This window comes from Pseudoalteromonas amylolytica, assembly GCF_001854605.1.
Lineage (GTDB): Bacteria > Pseudomonadota > Gammaproteobacteria > Enterobacterales > Alteromonadaceae > Pseudoalteromonas > Pseudoalteromonas amylolytica.
Genome location: NZ_MKJU01000029.1, coordinates 19499 through 38853, shown reverse-complemented (window position 1 = coordinate 38853; position 19355 = coordinate 19499). Strand labels below are relative to the sequence as shown.

Annotated in this window: 18 protein-coding genes; 11 read left to right on the top strand and 7 right to left on the bottom strand. The window is 43.5% G+C overall.

The window, feature by feature from the left end; genetic code table 11:
- The first annotated feature begins 356 nt into the window (after positions 1–356).
- Entirely contained in the window at positions 357–1421 is a 1065-nt protein-coding gene (hemE, locus tag BET10_RS15655) for a uroporphyrinogen decarboxylase (RefSeq protein WP_070986535.1), read from the top strand.
- Between the two features lie 73 nt (positions 1422–1494).
- Here hemE and speE read toward each other — a convergent pair whose 3' ends face one another.
- The 3 genes from speE to BET10_RS15640 all read right to left on the bottom strand — a co-directional run bounded on the left by speE (position 1495) and on the right by BET10_RS15640 (position 3868).
- Positions 1495–2355, bottom strand: a complete 861-nt coding sequence (speE, locus tag BET10_RS15650; RefSeq protein ID WP_070986534.1) for a polyamine aminopropyltransferase — start codon at positions 2353–2355, stop codon at positions 1495–1497.
- A 198-nt stretch (positions 2356–2553) separates the two neighbouring features.
- The gene (locus BET10_RS15645; protein ID WP_070986533.1) at positions 2554–2982 is read right to left on the bottom strand and encodes a hypothetical protein; all 429 of its coding nucleotides are present in this window, start codon (positions 2980–2982) and stop codon (positions 2554–2556) included.
- A 151-nt stretch (positions 2983–3133) separates the two neighbouring features.
- Positions 3134–3868 carry a hypothetical protein gene (locus BET10_RS15640; RefSeq protein WP_070986532.1) on the bottom strand — a complete coding sequence of 245 codons (735 nt, stop codon included), beginning with the start codon at positions 3866–3868 and terminating at the stop codon, positions 3134–3136.
- Between the two features lie 189 nt (positions 3869–4057).
- Here BET10_RS15640 and speA point away from each other — a divergent pair, with 189 nt between their 5' ends.
- From speA to BET10_RS15620, 4 genes are all read left to right on the top strand, one after another.
- The gene (gene speA, locus BET10_RS15635) at positions 4058–5938 is read left to right on the top strand and encodes a biosynthetic arginine decarboxylase (RefSeq protein ID WP_070986531.1); all 1881 of its coding nucleotides are present in this window, start codon (positions 4058–4060) and stop codon (positions 5936–5938) included.
- Positions 5939–6060: 122 nt separating this feature from the next.
- Positions 6061–6930, top strand: a complete 870-nt coding sequence (locus tag BET10_RS15630; RefSeq protein ID WP_070986530.1) for an acyltransferase — start codon at positions 6061–6063, stop codon at positions 6928–6930.
- Between the two features lie 24 nt (positions 6931–6954).
- A complete protein-coding gene (locus BET10_RS15625; RefSeq protein ID WP_070986529.1) occupies positions 6955–7875 on the top strand; it encodes an acetyltransferase in 921 nt (306 codons plus the stop codon).
- A complete protein-coding gene (locus tag BET10_RS15620) occupies positions 7872–9080 on the top strand; it encodes a mechanosensitive ion channel family protein (RefSeq protein WP_070986528.1) in 1209 nt (402 codons plus the stop codon). Before BET10_RS15625 ends, BET10_RS15620 begins: the two co-directional genes overlap by 4 nt.
- Here the strand turns inward: BET10_RS15620 and chrA are convergent.
- Positions 9042–10169 (bottom strand): chromate efflux transporter, encoded by a 1128-nt coding sequence (gene chrA, locus BET10_RS15615; RefSeq protein ID WP_070986527.1) that lies wholly within the window; start codon positions 10167–10169, stop codon positions 9042–9044. The genes BET10_RS15620 and chrA overlap by 39 nt on opposite strands.
- A 182-nt stretch (positions 10170–10351) precedes the next feature.
- On the opposite strand from chrA, the gene BET10_RS15610 reads away from it, so the two are divergent.
- On the top strand, positions 10352–11092 hold the full coding sequence (locus tag BET10_RS15610; protein WP_070986575.1) for a substrate-binding periplasmic protein: 741 nt from the start codon (positions 10352–10354) through the stop codon (positions 11090–11092).
- 68 nt (positions 11093–11160) lie between these two features.
- On the top strand, positions 11161–11793 hold the full coding sequence (locus BET10_RS15605; protein WP_070986526.1) for a YiaD family glycine zipper/OmpA-like lipoprotein: 633 nt from the start codon (positions 11161–11163) through the stop codon (positions 11791–11793).
- Between the two features lie 74 nt (positions 11794–11867).
- Here BET10_RS15605 and BET10_RS15600 read toward each other — a convergent pair whose 3' ends face one another.
- Positions 11868–12212, bottom strand: a complete 345-nt coding sequence (locus BET10_RS15600) for a rhodanese-like domain-containing protein (protein WP_070986525.1) — start codon at positions 12210–12212, stop codon at positions 11868–11870.
- A gap of 3 nt (positions 12213–12215) precedes the next feature.
- A complete protein-coding gene (locus tag BET10_RS15595; RefSeq protein WP_070986524.1) occupies positions 12216–12404 on the bottom strand; it encodes a YgaP family membrane protein in 189 nt (62 codons plus the stop codon).
- A 95-nt stretch (positions 12405–12499) separates the two neighbouring features.
- Between BET10_RS15595 and BET10_RS15590 the strand changes: the two genes are divergently transcribed.
- Genes BET10_RS15590 through BET10_RS15580 form a run of 3 tightly spaced genes read left to right on the top strand, consistent with a single transcriptional unit; the run spans position 12500 to position 17140 of the window.
- On the top strand, positions 12500–12796 hold the full coding sequence (locus tag BET10_RS15590; protein ID WP_070986523.1) for an ArsR/SmtB family transcription factor: 297 nt from the start codon (positions 12500–12502) through the stop codon (positions 12794–12796).
- An 11-nt stretch (positions 12797–12807) separates the two neighbouring features.
- Positions 12808–16098 (top strand): efflux RND transporter permease subunit, encoded by a 3291-nt coding sequence (locus tag BET10_RS15585; RefSeq protein WP_070986522.1) that lies wholly within the window; start codon positions 12808–12810, stop codon positions 16096–16098.
- Entirely contained in the window at positions 16082–17140 is a 1059-nt protein-coding gene (locus tag BET10_RS15580) for an efflux RND transporter periplasmic adaptor subunit (RefSeq protein WP_096348959.1), read from the top strand. Before BET10_RS15585 ends, BET10_RS15580 begins: the two co-directional genes overlap by 17 nt.
- 27 nt (positions 17141–17167) lie before the next feature.
- Here the strand turns inward: BET10_RS15580 and BET10_RS15575 are convergent, their stop codons facing one another.
- On the bottom strand, positions 17168–17845 hold the full coding sequence (locus tag BET10_RS15575) for a nitroreductase family protein (RefSeq protein WP_070986521.1): 678 nt from the start codon (positions 17843–17845) through the stop codon (positions 17168–17170).
- Between the two features lie 781 nt (positions 17846–18626).
- On the opposite strand from BET10_RS15575, the gene BET10_RS15570 reads away from it, so the two are divergent.
- Positions 18627–19355, top strand: coding sequence for a hypothetical protein (locus BET10_RS15570; protein ID WP_070986520.1), 729 nt, complete (start codon positions 18627–18629; stop codon positions 19353–19355).

Here is a 19355-nt window from a genome sequence, read left to right as displayed (position 1 = left end):
TAGTAACTTGATGATTTTTAATGAGTTCCGTTTTTGGGGTTATAAAAAAGAAAAAACCACCTTGAAGGTGGTTTGAATGCAGTTTAGCTAGTTGATAACTATTATTGTTATTATAAAGGTGTTTTGTTGTTATTTTTGTAACGCGGCATTTTTATAGCAAGTTTTTACCCTCGTTGTAAATACCTTCACACCATGATTTTTGCCTAATTTCAGTACAATTTTTCTAACGTTTTGAGTTATGGGCAGTTTAATCTAGATCATAGTTACACGATTTTGCGCTTTGGTTTAGATAGAGTGAGGGCCAAGATAGTGATACAATCTGCGCAATTTTTAAAGCATTGGAATCGAGATACGCTATGAGCGAATTGAAAAACGATCGTTATTTACGTGCGTTGATGAAACAGTCGGTTGATGTCACGCCAGTTTGGATGATGCGTCAAGCTGGGCGCTACTTACCTGAATATCGTGCAACCCGTGCACAAGCTGGTGACTTTATGAGTTTATGCAAAAATGCTGAGCTTGCTTGCGAGGTTACTTTGCAGCCGTTGCGTCGTTATCCGCTAGATGCGGCAATCTTGTTCAGTGATATTTTGACCATTCCTGATGCGATGGGACTGGGTTTATATTTCGAAACTGGAGAAGGCCCTAAGTTTGAACGGCCAATTAGCTCACTACAAGATGTAAAAAACATCCCAAATATCGACCCTACAGACGAGTTGGGATATGTGATGAATGCGGTAAGTACCATTCGTCGAGAGCTAAAAGGTGAAGTACCACTAATCGGTTTCTCGGGGTCACCTTGGACGCTTGCAACTTACATGGTTGAAGGTGGTAGCAGCAAAACTTTCGGTAAAATTAAGAAAATGGCATTTGCTGAGCCACAAACTCTACACCTGTTGCTAGATAAACTGGCTGATTCAGTGATTGACTATTTAAATGCGCAGGTGAAAGCGGGTGCACAATCACTCATGGTATTTGATTCATGGGGTGGGGTACTTAGCCCACGTGATTACAAAGAGTTCTCTTTACAGTACATGCATAAAATCGTAGACGGACTGATCCGCGATCACGATGGGCGTAAAGTGCCTGTAACGCTATTTACTAAAAATGGCGGTCAGTGGATTGAAGCTATCGCCGCGACCGGGTGTGATGCGATTGGTCTGGATTGGACGATTGATATTGCTGATGCAAAACGTCGTGTTGGAGATAAGGTGGCATTACAGGGCAACATGGATCCCGCGATGTTACATGGTACACCTGAGCGTATTCGTGAAGAAGTGCAATCAATTCTTGCTGGGTTTGGTGAAGGGTCTGGCCACGTATTTAACCTTGGTCATGGTATTACACCTGATGTAGATCCTGAAAATGCAGGTGTGTTTATTAATGCTGTGCACGAATTCAGCGGCAAATACCACAAGTAATTTGGTAAACGAAAAAAGACAAAAAACCCAGACTTAGTCTGGGTTTTTTATTGTCTGCCTAATAGGTAAAGTATTACTTGTTAAACGCGCGCTTCATAAAGTTAGGAGTTGCTAGCGCCCCTTTATGAATGCCGGTGTTGTAATACTCAGTATCAAACTGTGCTTTGTCAGCGTCACTTTCTCTGAAGCCATTGAATGACTCGCCCTTACGTGCCATGGTTGCTGACCATAAGCCGCTTGGGTAGATAGGCTGAGGAAAAGGCAGTGTTTGTAAGTCAACAAAGCCAACTTCAAGCATTGCATCTCGCATTTCTAGAAGTAGTGGCATGTGAGTAAGTGGTGACTCACTTTGTTGTACCATAATTCCGCCAGGGCGCAATGCTTCTAAACAGCTCTTATAAAACGCGTGGTTGAATAAGCCTTCACCAGGCCCTACTGGATCAGTACCATCAACGATAACGACGTCAATTGATTCAGGTGTAGCTTCACGCATGTATTTGATGCCATCGTCAAACATTACAGTGGCACGAGGATCGTTGTTTGACTCACATAGTTCAGGGAAATACTTTAACGACATCTGTGTGACGACTTCGTCGATGTCGATTTGCGTTACGCTCTCAACACCCGGGTGTTTCAATACTTCACGCAGTGTACCGCAGTCACCGCCGCCGATGATCACGACATTTTTTGGTGCAGGGTGAGAAAAAAGTGCCGGATGGCTCATCATCTCATGATAGAAAAAGTTTTCTCTGGTGCTGACCATAGTGCAACCATCGATGATCATGAGGTTACCAAAATTGGTTGTTTCATACATCTCAACATTCTGAAAAGGAGATTGGATCTCATCCAGCTTTTTGTTGATGCGCAATGAAAAAGCGCTGCCATCACGGTCGCTGACCTCTGTAAACCAACGGTTTGCTTCTAAATTCGACATATCTATTTTCACACTTACTATAAATTGTTGGCAATTTTGCCAGTGCTTTGAGTTTTGCTCAATTTATTTTAGCGCATTAAGGGAAATTATGGCGGCATGTTTTGTAGAAAAATTGACTAATATGCTGAAAGCTCGCGATTTAGTCTAGGTACAGTAGCGATGAACGAGGCTCGGAACCATTACCGAGCACTACGGACGTTATTCGGGTTTTTGTGTGTCCATATACAAATCAGCATGGCTTTTTACAAAGGGCATGAGCTCTTCGACACGTAGGCCCAAGTAAGTGGCAAGTTTGGTCTGATTTTCGTTATACTGACTGATCAACTCTGCTTGTAGTTGCGGTGTGAACTCGGCACCACTAGTGAAAGCTCGAATTGCCTCTAGTTGATTGAAAGGCTTAATACCTTTTAGTTCACCATTTGGTTGGTGTGCTGGGTTGTCAACGCTGTTTAGCCAAGCTTCATATTTTTCTATTGCTTGTTGGAATGTGCTTAGATGTATATTTGCTTGTTTGGCCGCCAAAGCAATGCGTTCGCTGCTGTACATAGTGGAGTGTATCGCATCGGCCACCGCGAAATTGCTGTACAGGGCTGAAGCAACAAAAGTGATTAAAACTAATTTTTTCAATTGATAGTTTCCTTCTACAAAGTAGTAATAAAGGCAAAGCGATGGCAATACCCTCATGAAGTTAACGAAAGACTATTGTTAGGTTGATTCACGTAAAACATGCCAAAAGCAAGTGTTTGGCATGTTTTACTAAATTAGCTGAATTTGTGTATTATGGCTCTACATCGCAGGCAATATCGCTATCACAGTTTTCTGCCCTTTCTTTCCATATTGTGCCACCTCTGTTTTTTCTCCAAACTTCAGTGCCAAGGTATTGACCATCTTTGGAGTAGAATTTAACGACAAAATCTCTAATCCAGCCATTAACTTTAATTCTATCGGCTTCTTTAGCTAGTTCAACATAATCTCGAGGCGACAAGCCAAAGCCTGAGCAGACATCTCGGCATGTGAACTCAACGATATATTTTTCCGATACTGCATACGTGTCGGCTACGGGAAGCATTTTTCCGATAGTTTTCCCTGATGCCATTGCGCGAGTGTAAACCTTCACGAAGCTATCTAAATACTTTACTTCAATTTGTAAAAAGTTTGCCAGTTTGGCATCGTTGATATTTTTTTGTCGTACCCAATCTGAGATAAGCTCAGGCGTAGTTTCTTCGCCTTGTAACATTCTGAGATAAGCTGGCAATTCATTCATGGGTAAAATGCCTTCAACCCCTTCTATATCACCATAATGCTCTGGAGAAAAAGAAAGCATAAATTGCGTGTATCGTTGCACTGCATTGATATAAGTATACTCGTCAAGGCCTACTCTCTGAGCATCACTTTCGTATTGATTTACAAGTTCTATTGATGAAATTTTATGACCACTATTGTATGTTTGCGCAAAAACGTTGCTGTAAAACATAGTCGCAAAAATGCACGTGGCAATAGTCAAGTTTCTCACTGCTTTTCCTCAAAGTTGAGTTAATTTTATAAGCTGCGTTGTTCTTATTTTGGGTATGTTAATTTTTTTTTGCGTTTGGGTCAAAAGGTTTTTTTTGTGTTTTTATTGTTAATGTTGGTGGGGTGTTATCGCCATCTGGGTCAGTGCGTATTAAACTACACGTTTTAACCATGAATAAACGAGAAAGCCATGACTTGGGGTTTAGACACAGCACGTGCTTTATACAATGTCGCGCATTGGAGCGAAGGATATTTTGATATTAATAATAACGGTGAGCTAGTCGCTTACCCAGACGGCGACCACAACAAAACCCCAATTTCACTCAACCAGTTGACCGAAGATTTCAAAGCACAAGGCTTAACTTTACCCGTGTTGGTGCGTTTTACCGATATCTTAAAGCATCGTGTCGATACGATGACCGATGCATTTGCACAGGCTTGTCAGCAGCGAGACTACCAAGGTCAATATAATTGTGTTTACCCAATAAAGGTGAATCAACAGCGTTCTGTGGTGACAAAATTATTGGCACATCCAAGCGGTCAAGTAGGCTTAGAGGCGGGCTCTAAACCAGAATTAATGGCGATTCTTGGTGTTGCTACTAAGCCTATCACTATTGTGTGTAATGGCTATAAAGACAGTGAGTTTTTAAGGCTTGCCTGTATTGGTCAAGCCATGGGCCACAAAGTGAATATCGTGGTTGAAAAGCTATCAGAGCTGACCACGCTTATCAAAGAAATTGATGATTTAAAGATTGAACCTGCGATAGGTATCCGCATTCGTTTAAATTCTGTGGGCAAGGGAAAGTGGCAAAACACAGGTGGAGAAAAAGGTAAGTTTGGTTTAACCGCTGGGCAAGTGCTTGAAGCGGTTGAGATGCTCAAACAAGCCGACAAACTACATTTGATGAATTTGGTTCATTTTCACATAGGCTCTCAAATTGCCAATATTCGTGATATTCACCGAGCATTGAAAGAATGTGCACGTCATTTTGCTGAGCTGTCGCAGTTGGGTGTACCGCTTAAAACTGTAGATGTGGGTGGTGGCTTAGGCGTTGACTATGAGGGTTCAGGTTCACGTAGTGCATGTTCTATGAATTACACAGTCGCTGAGTATGCGCGTAATGTGGTCAGTGCCTTTGCTGAGGTGTGTGAGCAGCATGACTTAGTGCATCCAGCCATTATTACTGAGTCTGGTCGTGCGTTGACGGCACATCACGCGGTGTTAATTACCGATGTGATTGACGTTGAGAAAGCGCCTAATCAACATACTCCAGTTGTACCGGCCCCTGATGCGCATGTGATCATACAAGAGTTATGGCAGGCTTATAGCCGGATTACTGCGCGCTTGGCGTTGGAGACATACCACGATGCTATGCATTTGTTCAGTGAAGCCCATGCGCAGTATGTCCATGGCATGGTAAGCATGACCCAGTGGGCACAAATTGAGCAGTTATATTTTACCATCCTGCATCGAGTGAGAGAGTTACTAAATGAAAATGCGCGTGCTCACCGTGAGGTTTTGGATGACTTAAATGAAAAATTGGCAGATAAATTGTTTGTTAACTTTTCACTGTTTCAATCATTACCAGATGTATGGGGCATTCAGCAGTTATTCCCAGTTATGCCAATAGAATCCCTAGATAAACCATTGACCCAAAGGGCGATTTTACAGGATATTACCTGTGACTCGGATGGCCAGATCCGTGACTATGTTGAGGGATCGGGTATTGAGTCAAGCTTACCTATTCCGCCGTATGTCCCCGGTGAGCAATATCATATTGCGATGTTCATGGTCGGTGCCTACCAAGAGATTTTAGGTGATTTACATAACCTGTTTGGGGATACGGATTCAGTGCACGTTGAACTGTGTGGTGAGGGCTATAGCTTGACTAATGCTATCAAAGGAGACAGTGTTCAGGACGTATTAAAATTTGTTCATTACGATCACACTCAGCTTGCAAATAACTTTGTGGCTCGAGTCAGTGAAACGGTTCAGGATGAAGCGCTACGCGCACAATATTTGCAAGAACTCAATGCTGGACTGGCAGGGTATACCTACTTTGAAGATTAGATAAAATGTAGTGTGCAAGGTTTTTTGCTGGTTAAAAACAAGGTATCATCATCGGCCATATTAAAGGCTGAGTCGTTTGCTTATGACTCAGCTACTTGGCTAGGTTGTAAAGGAAGCATTGCATGTCGTTGTTACGCTGTATTCTGAGTTTGATACTGTATACACTGAACACACTAGTATGGTTTGTCCCAATATTCATATTTGGCTTGATTAAACTTTTGCCTATCACGCCATTGCAAAAGGCGTGTAGTTGGCTGGCAAAGGAATGTGCAAGCTTTTGGGTCGCTGGCAACAACTTAACCCAAAACATGTTATCGCCATTCAAGCTGAATGTTGAAGGTTTGACAGACCTGAAACGACAAGACTGGTATTTAGTGATTGCTAATCATCAAAGCTGGGTAGATATTTTGGTGATGCAACGTGTGCTGCATCGGCAAATTCCTTTTTTAAATTTCTTCTTAAAAAAGGAATTGTTGTACGTTCCTTTTCTAGGACTCGCTTGGTGGGCGTTGGACTTTCCATTTATGACTCGCACCAGTAAAAGTCAGCTAAAGAAAAATCCAAAGCTCAAAGGCAAAGATGTTGAAACTACTAGAAAAGCGTGCGAAAAATTTAAAGCTATGCCGGTGAGCATCGTAAACTTTGTCGAAGGCACCCGTTACACGCCGCAAAAACACCAACGTCAAAACAGCCCTTTTAAACATTTACTCAAACCTAAAGCCGGTGGTATTGCATTTGTTATGCAGGCAATGGGTGAGCAGTTAAGTAAAGTGGTCAATGTGACGATTCATTATCCAGATGGGATTCCTACGTTTGTTGATTTCGTCAGTGGCCGAGTGAAACAAATAGATGTGCATGTGGACGTGTTGCCCGTGAGTGAGAACCTGATCGGTGACTATAGTAATGACAATGATTTTAGAGTACGTTTTCAAGCGGAATTGAATCAGTTGTGGAACCAAAAGGACGAGCAGTTACAGCGGTTACGCAGCTAAAATTAAACAAAGCGAGGTTGCTCCATGCTAAGAAATGTTTTACCAAATTGGTTTTTCGGCGTATCTGCGACTTTGATACTGTTGTTGAACACGTTAGTGTGCGGCGTCGTGGTTTTTTTATTGGGTCTGGTCAAACTAATCCTGCCAATTCGGTTTGTCTCTGAATTACTTCATTTTGCTTATGGGGTTTGGTGCCAAGGGAATAAACTGGCTTTGGACGTTGGCTGTGAACAAATCAATATGCATATACCGCAACAAGTAAAGCCACAAGGTTGGTATTTGTTGGTGGCAAATCATATTAGTTGGTTGGATATTGTGGTCCTTAGCGCGAATCGTGCTTTACCTGCCCCCAAATTCTTTCTAAAAGATGAGCTTAAATATGTGCCTTTTATTGGCACTGGTGCATGGGCGATGGGGATGCCGTTTATGAAACGAGCAAGCAAAGCTCAGGTGGCAAAAAATCCAAAGCTCAAGGGGCTCGATGTTGCGCGTACTAAACACAGTTGCCGTAATTTCCGCCAGCATCCAACAACGGTGATTAACTTTGCAGAGGGAACGAGGTTTACTAAGGCCAAACAGCACAAACAACAAAGTGGCTTTAAGCATTTACTAAAACCCAAGGCCGGTGGCACGGCGTTTGCGCTTGAGGTTTTGGGAGAGCAATTGGATGGGCTACTGAATACCACCATAATGTACCAATCTAAGGATGAGCATATATGCCGCAGTTTTATGCTAGGGCAGCTGCATGGTGTCCATGTTGATATTTCATTGATAGACATCGCTTGTGTGCCACAAGGGTGTTATCAGCAAGACAAACAATACCGTGTTCAGTTTCAGAATTATTTAAATGCACTTTGGCAAAATAAAGATACGCAGCTCAGTCACCTCTATTTACACTATGGAAAAAAGGGTGCTGTGATTAACGAGGAAGCGGCCCCATTATGACATTAGTTCATATTACCGACATATTAGACACTTGGTTTGAAAGCCTGCCGCAGGGCAGCTTGCTTAGTGCTGTAACTGCGAATTGTGTAGGGGTTGTCGCGTTATTGCTGCTTTATCTGTTCACGCGCAGATTGGTGTTTCCCAGTATTCAAAAAGGACTCACTAAAGTTTCTCCTACTCGTATTGGCTACTTATCTTCAGAGCTAAATAAAGTCACAGGCAGAATGGCGGCGATGCTGTGCTGCGTTGTTTTTATTGCTTTTTATGAAAAGGTGTTTGTGGCACCTGAGTGGTTAATGAGCGTTTTATTGGCTGTTGGGCAAATCGTATTAATCATTGTCACAGGCTTTTTATTTAGCGGCTTTGTGAATCTCGCTCATGCTATTTATAACCAACTAAGGTTCGCCAAAGACGTACCAATACAGGGGATTGTGCAGGTTACCAAGCTGATGACCTTTATGGTTTGTAGCATTCTCATCATTAGTTTAATTCTAGATAAGTCACCCACCTATATCTTGTCTGGTTTTGGTGCCATTGCTGCGGTTACTTTACTGGTGTTTAAAGACACTATACTGGGACTGGTGGCCAGCATTCAAATAGCAGCCAACCGTTTAGTCAAAACGGGTGATTGGATCCAAGTGGATGCATTCGGCGCGGATGGTGAGGTGATTGATCTTGGTTTGAATACGGTGCGGGTTAGGAACTGGGACAATACGGTGACGACTATCCCAACGTATATGTTGATCTCAGACTCGTTTAAGAACTGGCGTGCGATGCAGGAGTCTGCGGGACGTCGTATAAAGCGTGCAGTATTAATTGATATGCACAGTATCAAAGTGCTCGAGCCACAGGAAATAGACGCATTAAAGCATGAGTTTAGCCAACTAATCGACATCGAGGATTGGCCGGATAAGACCACAAACTTGGGACTGTTCCGTCGATATGCCGAGCTGTATTTAGGGCAACACCCAGGTATTAATAAAGAGTGTGTCATGATGGTGCGGGAACTGGCTCCCGCAAATTATGGTTTGCCCATCGAATTTTACTGTTTCAGCAGCAATAAAAAGTGGGTGGCCTATGAGCATTTACAAGCAGATATTCTCGATCACATGTTGGCGATTATGGGCACATTCCAGTTGCGCCCATACCAAAGTATTTCGGGGCAGTTAGTACAACAACACGCCAACGGTACTGAACAGCAGTAACATCATCCAAATCGGTGGCTTAAAAAGCTTAAATAGTGCGAAGCCACCTATAACTATTATCATGTGTGTAAGTGTGTATACAGCAGATTGCCAGATGGGGTTATAAAGTGCCGCTGCGAGCAAACCAACCACCGCTGCATTTAATGCGCACGTCACGCTGGCAAATCTGGGTAGGCTACTCAATGACTGCCAGTTGTTGTGGAACGCCCACATCAATAGTAAACCTGGTAAAAATATCGCAACGGTTGCTATCACCGCAAAGAGCCATATATGTTCGCTGGCAAGGGTTGCGCCTAGATAGGTGGCGATGCTGAACATAGGTCCAGGTACTGCTTGTGCTGCGGCATAGGCAGTTAGAAAGCTATTTTGATCCAATTCTGATACGGTGTTTTGTAACAGAGGTAATACGACGTGACCGCCGCCAAAGACCAACGCACCTGCTTGATAAAATTGTGCAAATAGCTCATTAGGCAGACCAAAGAAAGTAATGATAAAAAGTAGACTAAATGCCGCGAGTACTGGGAAGTTGATGCCACCATTTATCGTGCTTGTATTATGTGTCGGTATGGGGGAGAAGCGGTATACACAGGCGACTAATGCTGCCAACGCTAATACCAGTAGTTGAGTGTGCAAACTGGGCAAAATTAATAACACCAAAGTGCTGATGAAAGCCACGAGTTTAAGGGGGCCAGTCTTACAAAAGCTTTTTGCCATAGACAAAACGGCATCAGCGACTATCACCACAGCAAAGAGCTTGAGACCATTCATCACACCTAAAAGTGAGTTATCTAGTTGCGAAGCGGTCATCGCCAGCAGCAGCATGATTAAAAAAGACGGCAAGGTAAAGCCCAAAAATGCAGCTACGCCGCCTAATATTCCAGCTCGTTCAAGGCCAATGGCAAAGCCAACCTGACTTGACCCTGGGCCCGGTAATATTTGCGATAAACTGATCATCGCCGCATAGCGCTCATTAGAAATCCAGCCTAAATTATCAACAAAGTGTTTTTTAAAAAAGCCTAAATGAGCCGCTGGACCGCCGAAGCTGGTACAGCCGAGTAGAAAAAATTGGTAAAAAATACTCAGTGCCATAGTTTTCCTTGTGATACAGTTAACATTACATGATGACATAATATTGTGACATTTTTATTGCGATTGGTCTGTGGCTTGGTTCTACCAAGGTTTAGATGCCATGTCTGTTATGCACAAGTTTAGGTCGAAGTTAGAGGTGTGAGAATTTGCGACACTTGATATTGGCTTTTTATTTTCTGAGTATGTGCGTGCTGAACAATGCGAGCGCGGAGCACCAGACTATTCATGTTGCAGTTGATCATGCACCCCCCTACAGCAAAGTAGGCAGTGATGGTGACTCCTCAGGTCTGATTTTAGACATTACCCGCGCCGCTGTTGCCGACAAATACCATATCCGCCCTGTTCCTTGTCCATTATCTAGGTGTTTGCGTATGCTAGAGCAGGGAGATGTTGACATCATGGGAGGTCTTCTTAAAACACCTCAGCGTGAAGCCAACATGGTTTTTATTGAGCCTCCCTACATGGCTTTATCATCTTCATTTGTTTTCTATACCAAAAAAGGTAGCAACATTACCGTTAATCAGTTTGAAGACTTGTACAATAAGCGTATTGCCGTGATGAGAGGCGCTGCATTTTTTGAGCGCTTTGATAAAGATTCAAAACTATCAAAAATCGAGGTGACATCAGAACAAGTTGCGTTTGACTTGGTACTCAAAGAGCGGGTGGATCTTGCCATTGCTGTTGAGGATACCGCTGAAGTCGCCATGAAAGTGCTCAAACAGCCTATTTCCCAGCTTGAAAAAATGAATTACCGTTATACTAATGTGATTTATGGATATATGGTGACAAGTAAAGAGTTTGCTCAAACTAACGCTGCACAGTATTTGCGCCGTGCGGTTATGGATATGGCAAAAAGCAAACAGTTAGACAAAATCATTGCCCCTTATGCACTACCTCCAATACCAGAAAGCCTATTACAATAATCTGCTAGAGTTAATCTTACATTCACTAAGCAATCGCTAGCCTAGGCGAAAAATCATTGGAGAAGATCATGACTTTAAGTAAACAGGGGCTCATTGCAGCAACCTTAAGTTTGGCGCTACTATCGGGTTGTGAGATGACAAACACAGGAAAAGGGGCTGCCATTGGTGCCGCTACGGGCGCTGTGTTAGGTAAAGCGACTGGTAACCACAAAGATAAACGTATTTTTATCGGCGCTGCCATTGGTGCGATTGCAGGAGCCGCGATCGGTGATTATATGGATAAGCAAGAAGCTGCGTTTCGTAAGGAACTCGCAGGTTCTGGTGTAGAAGTAATCCGAGAGGGTGACAATATGAGGCTAGTGATGCCAAGTAATATTACCTTTGCATCGAACCAAGCAACTATTTCACCCAGTTTTTACAACACGCTAGACGCTATCACTAAGGTGATGAACAAATACGAAAAAACTTTCCTGAACATTGTTGGCCACACAGATAGCACAGGAACAAGTGAACTGAATCAGCGCTTGAGTGAACAGCGAGCGAACAGTGTGAAAAATTATTTATTAGGTCAGCAGGTACTTGCTGCAAGGCTTCACACCCAAGGCATGGGGGAGTCACAACCTATCGCGAGTAACGACACAGAACAAGGGCGTGCACAAAATCGCCGCGTAGAAATTCAAATTATTCCAAACAAAGCTTAAATCGTAATGCGGTGATAATATCACCGCATTGCTTCGCTTCGGATTGACAACTGAAATTGTGGCGATACACGCAGTTAAAAGGTGTTACAGATCTCCTCCGCCTTACAAGATATAACGCTGACATTTTGATAGCCCAAACGGGTAAGTTGCTCTGCTGCTAAGACTGCTCGACTTCCTGCTGCACAATGCACATAGATAGGTCGCTCGGCATTTTTTTCTATCTCAGGAAGTTTAAACTCAAGTAGCCCTCTTGGGATATTAACGGCTCCTGTTGCCGATTTTTGGCTGTATTCTTGTGGCTCTCTCACATCGATCAAAAGTCCACTATTGTGAGCTATTTCCGCTTTCGCTTGCTGTGCATCAATACAGCGTTGGGTAGGTTTTACAATCTTTAGTAGGTCTTGTACTGGAGTCAACATAGCTTATTCCTTTACACCGAGCTTTTTAAGTAGGGTGATCATGGGGCATGAATTTGTAAATGCCGATTGAATTAAATTAGCAGCGATAAACACACTAAACCATAGCCAATTTTGGTTCACATAGTGTGTTAGTGCCAATGATATTAAAAACATCATACCAGCGATTAACCGCAGCATTGGATTTAGTTTCATAACAGATCTCCAAATATATTAGTAATCACTAATATTAGACATTGCTAATGTATTTGTCTATACTTTGCCCACTCATAGTGAAGAACGGGGTAAATATGGACTTTGCAACGATGGCAGATAACGCTCAAAAGGCGGAAGCGTTGTTAAAAATGATGGCGAATAAAAACCGCCTAATGATTTTGTGTAGCTTAATGGAAGAAGAGCTCAGCGTCAGTGAACTCAATGAGACTGTGCCTCTTACGCAATCTGCTTTATCTCAGCACTTGGCAAGTCTACGTAAAGCTAATGTGGTGGCGACGCGTCGAGAAGGCCAGACTATCTACTACAAAGTGGTAGATGACAAAGTAAAAGCCATACTTCTTAAACTTTATCAATTATTTTGCGCTCCTTAGGAAAAAGTCACATGACACTTTTTGATAGAGTAATGACTACGAGTCTAGCGGGAAGGCTTCCAGTGTTTATTCTTTTCATGGCTTTAGTTATGGGTCTGTTGGCTATGCAATTTACAGCCAGAGAAGAAGAGCCGCAGATAGTTGTGCCAATGCTGGATATTAGAGTCAATACACCCAATTTAAGTGGGCCTGAAGTCGCACGCTTGGTGACTGAACCGCTTGAAAAGTTGCTATTACAAATTCCAGGAGTGGAACATGTATATTCCACGACGGATACCGGTGGCACGGTTGCAACATTGCGCTTTCATGTAGGACAAAGTCGAGAGCAAGCCATTCTAAATACCTATACCAAGTTGTATGCCAACCAACATAATATGGCTCAAGTGGTGAAAGATTGGCAAATTCAACCCATTGAAGTGGATGATGTGCCGATCATGATGTTGGGTTTGTATAGTCAATCGACCGAGCGCTATAGTGACTTCGAATTAACTCGCTTTGCTCAAGAGCTTTCAACTCAGTTACAAACACTACCCAACACAAGTGAAGTGAAAGTGATTACTGGGCGAAAGCGACAAGTGCAAGTACAACTGGATGCGACAGCACTTGCGGCCCACCAGACTACACCTTTAGACGTATTAATGGCGCTGCAAGTCAGTAACCAGTTACAGCAAATAGGTTCATTGGTAAATGGTCAGCAACTGATCGCCTTACAGTCAGGGGATGTATTGCGCAGTGCGGAGCAGGTATCACAACTGACGGTCAACGTACTTAATGGCCAACAAGTATTACTAAAAGATGTGGCGAAGGTAATGGATGGGCCCAGTGAACCTCATGCTTATCAATGGTTAGCAATTGATGAGAAGAATCAAAACTTGCCTTTAGTAACGCTCAGTATTGCTAAGCAACGAGGTAGTAATGCCGTTGTGGTCGCCGAACAGAGTTTGGCACTGATAGAGACCTTAAAAGCACAGTTGTTACCCTCAGATATAGATGTAAAAGTATTGAGAAATTATGGAGATACGGCAAATGGAAAGGTAAATGATCTGATCGCCAGCCTGAGCTTTGCAGTGTTAACAGTGGTTATTTTTGTTGGTGTATTTTTAGGGTGGCGGCCTGCGATTGTGGTTGGCCTTGCGGTGCCCATTTGCTACGGGATCACACTGGCACTGGATTTCTCCTTTGGTTATACCATCAACAGAGTGACTTTGTTTGCTTTGATTCTATCGCTGGGCTTGCTGGTGGATGACCCTATTACTGGGGTCGAAAATATTAGTCGCTTCTTGTCGGTACGAAAAAACTCATCACAGGCGCACACAGATGGACAAGTGACCGCTGCCATGTCGGAGGTAAAGGGGGCATTGCTTATGTCGACTCTGACTATCAGCGTAGCATTTTTACCACTTGCTTATATCACGGGCATGATGGGGCCTTACATGGCCCCAATGGCATTCAATGTACCTGTTAGTGTGATAGCGTCCACAGTGGTTGCATTCCTAGTAACTCCTTGGCTAGCAAAGAAGTTATTACATGGTCACCCGCTCAAAGAGTCGCAAGTCTCACAAAAAGCTTCTGGATACAGTCGAATATTAATGCCGATGTTCGTCAAGCCTTGGCGTGCAAAAGTGGTGTTATGGATCACGCTAGGGCTATTTGTGGTTAGTGTCAGTCTGCCTGTGTTCCGTGCAGTTCCCTTAAAGCTATTGCCCTTCGATAATAAAAATGAAATTCAGGTGTTAATTGAGTTGCCAGAGGGCAGCACTTTGGAGCAAACCGCAAAATTGACGCGTCAGGTGCAGCAAGCGGTTTGGCAGCAGCAGGAAGTAACAGCTATAGCCGCCTATGTTGGTAAACCATCGAGTATGGACTTTAATGGAATGGTACGAGGCTACTATCGTCGCCAAGCACCTCATTTAGCGGATTTAAGACTACTGTTGCTGGATAAAGCGCAGCGTGCCCATCAGTCTCATGCTGTGGTGCTGCGTCTGCGCGAAGCGCTAAAAGGATTTAATCACAATGGTGTAAAAGTGAAAGTTGTTGAAGTACCTCCTGGTCCGCCCGTGCTAAGCACGCTGGTCGCTCAGGTTTATGCAGAGCCATTCGTATCAGCACATACCCATCAGCGAGCGGCTCAAGCGCTTATGACAAGGTTATCGCGCGAAGCACATGTTGTTGAAGTGGATAGTTCGATGGCCGATCCCACAAAACTTTCGAGGTTTATTGTCGATAAAGGCAAAGCGGCCTTATCTGGTGTTAGTACAGAAGATATAAATCAATCATTGCGTATTGCCAGTGAAGGTTTAAATGTTGGTTTATTGTACCTACCTCATGAGTCCGAACCCGTAGCCATTAATTTACGCTTACCCTATGAAGTAAGAAATCAGCAGTCTAATTTGGATGCGTTACAAGTTAGAGGGCAGAGGGCATTGAGTAAAGTTGGTGGTGAGTATGGCCTTGAAAGTGCGACTCGGCCTATGGTTGCTCTATCAGAGCTGGGACACTGGCAAACCTTTTCTGCACCACAGCCCATCATTCGTAAAGATCTACAAAATGTGATTTATGTTACCGCTGAGCTCAATGGTCGTACGCCAGCTGAAGTTATCGCTGATGTGGTCGCAGATGAAAATGGTGATGAGCGTGAGCAAACGCATTGGTCACAGCGCAGTTATCTGACCAGTGGCGCAGGCCTTGTGTGGCAGCTGCCCGAAGGTACATCGTATAGCTTTAGTGGCGAGGGAGAGTGGCGTATCACCGTTGATGTATTTCGCGATATGGGGATAGCATTCATGTTTGCCCTCGTCGCAATATTTGTCATTTTACGCTGGCAAACTTCATCCAACGCACTGGCTTTGATCATTATGTCTGCTATTCCGTTGACCATGATAGGCATCATGCCTGGGTTTTGGTTGCTGAATCAATTTGGTGAGCGAGAGATAGCAGGCGCGCCTGAACCCGTTTTATTTACTGCCACAGCGATGATTGGCATGATCGCACTGGCGGGCATAGTCGTTCGTAACTCACTAATTTTAGTCGAATTTATTAACCAAGCCCGCGCACAAGGAATGGCGCTAAAACAAGCACTGATTCAAGCCGGTGAAGTACGGATGCGACCTGTGTTATTAACTGCAGGCACCACCTTACTGGGGAATCTGGTTATTATTCTTGATCCTGTTTTCAGTGGATTAGCGTTGGCAATTATTTTTGGCATTATCGCATCAACCATTTTTTCTATGCTGGTCGTGCCGCTAGTTTATTTCTTGGTCTTTAAAAATACAGAAGGCGATAGTTATGTCATGGATAAGTAATAATGTTCACAAAGCGATACTGCCAATATCAGCGCTTATTGGACTGTTGGTTATTGTGGCATATATGGCGGGTATATTCGACAAAGTGGTTATGCCAGGCACCAAGCCTATGTCTCAAGCCTATCAGGGTGCTGAGTATGTAGTGGGTGAGCGTGCGATTATCCACAATGAAATGGTAAATGCGAACATAACAGCAAAGGTAAATACGCTTGTAGCCAGTCGGTTGTTAGCGCAGCTGAAGAGCTTATATGTGCGAGCCGGGCAGAATGTCAATGCTGGAGAGTTATTAGCCACAATTGATGATGCGGATTTGAAAGCAAACGTATCGCGGGTCAGAGCACAACAAGACGCTGTTGGCGTTCAGTTGAAGCAAGCCAATAAGCAGTTAATGCGTAGTGAAACGCTTCAAAACCAAGGTTTAGTTGCTGAGAATGTGGTGGATGAGTGGCGTACAAAGGTCGATGAACTTAAAGCTCAGGAACTTGCGTTGGCACAGCAGTTAGAAGGCGCACGAGTGGCCTTGAGCGATACCCAAATTTTGGCACCAATTGATGGCATCGTGGTGGAACGATTGCAAGAACCTGGTGCCATGTTGACACCAGGAACACCGATAGTTGCACTTTATAATCCTGCACAACTCCAAGTGACAGCTGCGGTACGTGAACAGCTGGCCAGTCATTTGCAGTTGGGTGATAAATTGAAAATACACATACCGGCTAATGGCATGACGCAGTATGTTAGCGTCAGTGAAATTGTCCCGGTAGCCGATAGTAACGCTAGACGTTTTATGGTGAAGCTGGATATTGAGTTAGCAAAAAATGTGAAGCCAGGTATGTATGCGCAGCTTTTTATACCCACAAAACCACAGATGCATATTCTTATTCCTCGCGAGTTAGTAAAGCGATATGGGCAGCTCACTATGGTTGAGGTGGTAGAACAGGGGCAGTTGCATCGACGTTTCGTACGCTTGGGGCAAGAGGTGGGTAATCAAGTTGAGGTGTTAACGGGATTAGCAGTGGGTGAGATACTGGCAGTACGCTAACCACCAGTATCATTAGAGCGAAAGCCTTTACAGAAGGGTGGCAATTTCCTCGAATGGCTTTTTCACCAGTGCGTGTTCCGGGACAGTAGCATCTTCACTGGGGTAGCCCGCGATAAGCAGCATATAGGGACGCTCGTTATCTTTATCACGACCGCAAATATCTGTTAAAAAGCTCATAGGTTTTGGCGTGTGGGTTAACGTTGCTAGCCCAGCATGGTGTAACGCTTGGATCAGGAAACCGGTCGCGATCCCGACGGATTCATGCACATAGTAGTTGGTATTCTTATCTTCGCTATGGATCCCGCCTTTCTTTTGACTAAATATCGCAATTAACCAAGGCGCGTGCTCTAGGTATGGCTTTTCAGCATCCGTGCCAAGTGGCTTCAGCGCATCAAGCCATTCATCACCTGCACGTCCTTGGTAAAAGGAGCGCTCTAAATCTTCCGCTGCGTCTCTAATTTTCTTTTTAACATCGGCACTGTGAATTGCTACAAAATGCCAAGGTTGATGGTTTGCACCACTAGGTGCACTGGCTGCCGCTTTTATACATGCAGCGATAACTTCTTCAGGAACTGGGCGATCGCTAAAGCTTCGAATGGTATGGCGTCGTTGGTACTCACTCAAATTTTCTTCTGCCCGTTTCAGCATATCTTGTTGAGAGTATTCAATAAAATCATTGAGAGGGACGCTTTTGTGATTCTGCATAGTGTTAGTCCATTGTTGTGTTCGATTGTTAGAGTTTGACTTGTTTATGTCAGCGCTGATCTCCATTACTTTCGATACTCTAGGCGGGCTGTCAGCACTTAAAATGGTATATACCGCTAAGCAGAGTATGACTGACATCTAAAGGCGTCAATACGAGAATTGTTATAACTAAGAACTCACTGATGATGTATGAGTTTTCTTCATGTTTACCACAGTCAAAAGTATTAATGTTTACATTTTTAGTTGCTCATTATTGTGAAATTCACCATGTTGTGGAAGCTGCAAGAGGGGGGTCGTGCCAGTACATTAATGAAGTGTTTTATTAAACTTAATTTAACAAAGTGACATCCCGAGATATTTTATTTTGTGCCCACAATTGAATGCGCATTGTTCTCAAGCTTTGCAATTCAAAAAATTGAAATAACTCGACAATCTTGGGTACATGAAAAATTGTACTTTGGATTGATATTTCACTTTTGCTCGCCTAGCTTTTCAGTGTCGGAAAAATTGTACCGACCAAATCTGTAAGTGAGGAGGAAACTCACTCACATCAATATGTTACATACTAAAAAGGAAGATAGTCATGGAAATCATTACAGAAGTAGTCAATACATTAGGTAACTTTGATGTACAACTTTTTGATCCTCAAGCATTAGACCCCGTGTTTGTGATCCCGATCATTATTATCGTTTCAAACTAATTAACAACAGGATTGCCCCAGCGCCAGTTGGGGCATACGAGCAATACGGTTAAGGATAACTAAATAGATAAGGACATCATCATGAACAATGAGAATACATTTGAAAATTTGAATTCAATTCAAGCGGTACTAGATATGCTTGCGCTGCAATCAGAGCATACGTTTACAACAGATAAGAGCCGCTTGGTACTCAAAGACAGCCCATCGCATAGATTGGTGTTATATAAGGGTCCTAGCTGTTTTGGCGCTACGTTGTGTAATTCGGCCCCTCACTCGTTGTGTGTATTGCAAGGCGCATTGCGGATAAAGCAAGTCACGCTAGAAGAAAAGTTGATAAACAATGGTACGGCCAGCATATTTAGAGCCTGTGGCAGTGCAACGGTGAGTGATTTAAATCCCGGTGATTCGATACAGGTCGATTATTTACAAGCATTTGACTATCAAGCATCAAAAGATGCTTACTGGCTGGCTTTGTACGATAAAGACGTAATACACACGAAAAGTGTGAAGCTTTGTGCCGTAACCCTTGAGCCGATAATAACGTCTTTGCTTTACCAAAACCACGCACGTTTGTTCAACTTTATTGAAGTGCTGGCCCGCTCAACCTGTGAAAAGAGTTTTCAAGCGTTATTGATGCTTTCAGCCAGTCATATTGATGAGCTAGCTTGGCGGGCGATTGAAGGCATTTACCTAAGAGATAGATATAAGGCTTCTCAACTGGTTCGTGAATATCAAATATCCCATTGTTCTGAAGTTGTGCGTAATCGTGCAAGTGCGATGCTACCGTCATTAGAGTTGATGGAGGCATAA

Coding starts and splice junctions, on each gene's coding strand:
- BET10_RS15610 (WP_070986575.1), top strand. CDS start 10,352: ATGTGCGTGCTGAACAATGCGAGCGCGGAGCACCAGACTATTCATGTT.
- BET10_RS15590 (WP_070986523.1), top strand. CDS start 12,500: ATGGACTTTGCAACGATGGCAGATAACGCTCAAAAGGCGGAAGCGTTG.
- BET10_RS15580 (WP_096348959.1), top strand. CDS start 16,082: ATGTCATGGATAAGTAATAATGTTCACAAAGCGATACTGCCAATATCA.
- BET10_RS15575 (WP_070986521.1), bottom strand. CDS start 17,845: ATGCAGAATCACAAAAGCGTCCCTCTCAATGATTTTATTGAATACTCT.
- BET10_RS15600 (WP_070986525.1), bottom strand. CDS start 12,212: ATGTTGACTCCAGTACAAGACCTACTAAAGATTGTAAAACCTACCCAA.
- speE (WP_070986534.1), bottom strand. CDS start 2,355: ATGTCGAATTTAGAAGCAAACCGTTGGTTTACAGAGGTCAGCGACCGT.
- BET10_RS15620 (WP_070986528.1), top strand. CDS start 7,872: ATGACATTAGTTCATATTACCGACATATTAGACACTTGGTTTGAAAGC.
- BET10_RS15625 (WP_070986529.1), top strand. CDS start 6,955: ATGCTAAGAAATGTTTTACCAAATTGGTTTTTCGGCGTATCTGCGACT.
- BET10_RS15585 (WP_070986522.1), top strand. CDS start 12,808: ATGACACTTTTTGATAGAGTAATGACTACGAGTCTAGCGGGAAGGCTT.
- BET10_RS15570 (WP_070986520.1), top strand. CDS start 18,627: ATGAACAATGAGAATACATTTGAAAATTTGAATTCAATTCAAGCGGTA.
- chrA (WP_070986527.1), bottom strand. CDS start 10,169: ATGGCACTGAGTATTTTTTACCAATTTTTTCTACTCGGCTGTACCAGC.
- hemE (WP_070986535.1), top strand. CDS start 357: ATGAGCGAATTGAAAAACGATCGTTATTTACGTGCGTTGATGAAACAG.
- BET10_RS15605 (WP_070986526.1), top strand. CDS start 11,161: ATGACTTTAAGTAAACAGGGGCTCATTGCAGCAACCTTAAGTTTGGCG.
- speA (WP_070986531.1), top strand. CDS start 4,058: ATGACTTGGGGTTTAGACACAGCACGTGCTTTATACAATGTCGCGCAT.
- BET10_RS15595 (WP_070986524.1), bottom strand. CDS start 12,404: ATGAAACTAAATCCAATGCTGCGGTTAATCGCTGGTATGATGTTTTTA.
- BET10_RS15630 (WP_070986530.1), top strand. CDS start 6,061: ATGTCGTTGTTACGCTGTATTCTGAGTTTGATACTGTATACACTGAAC.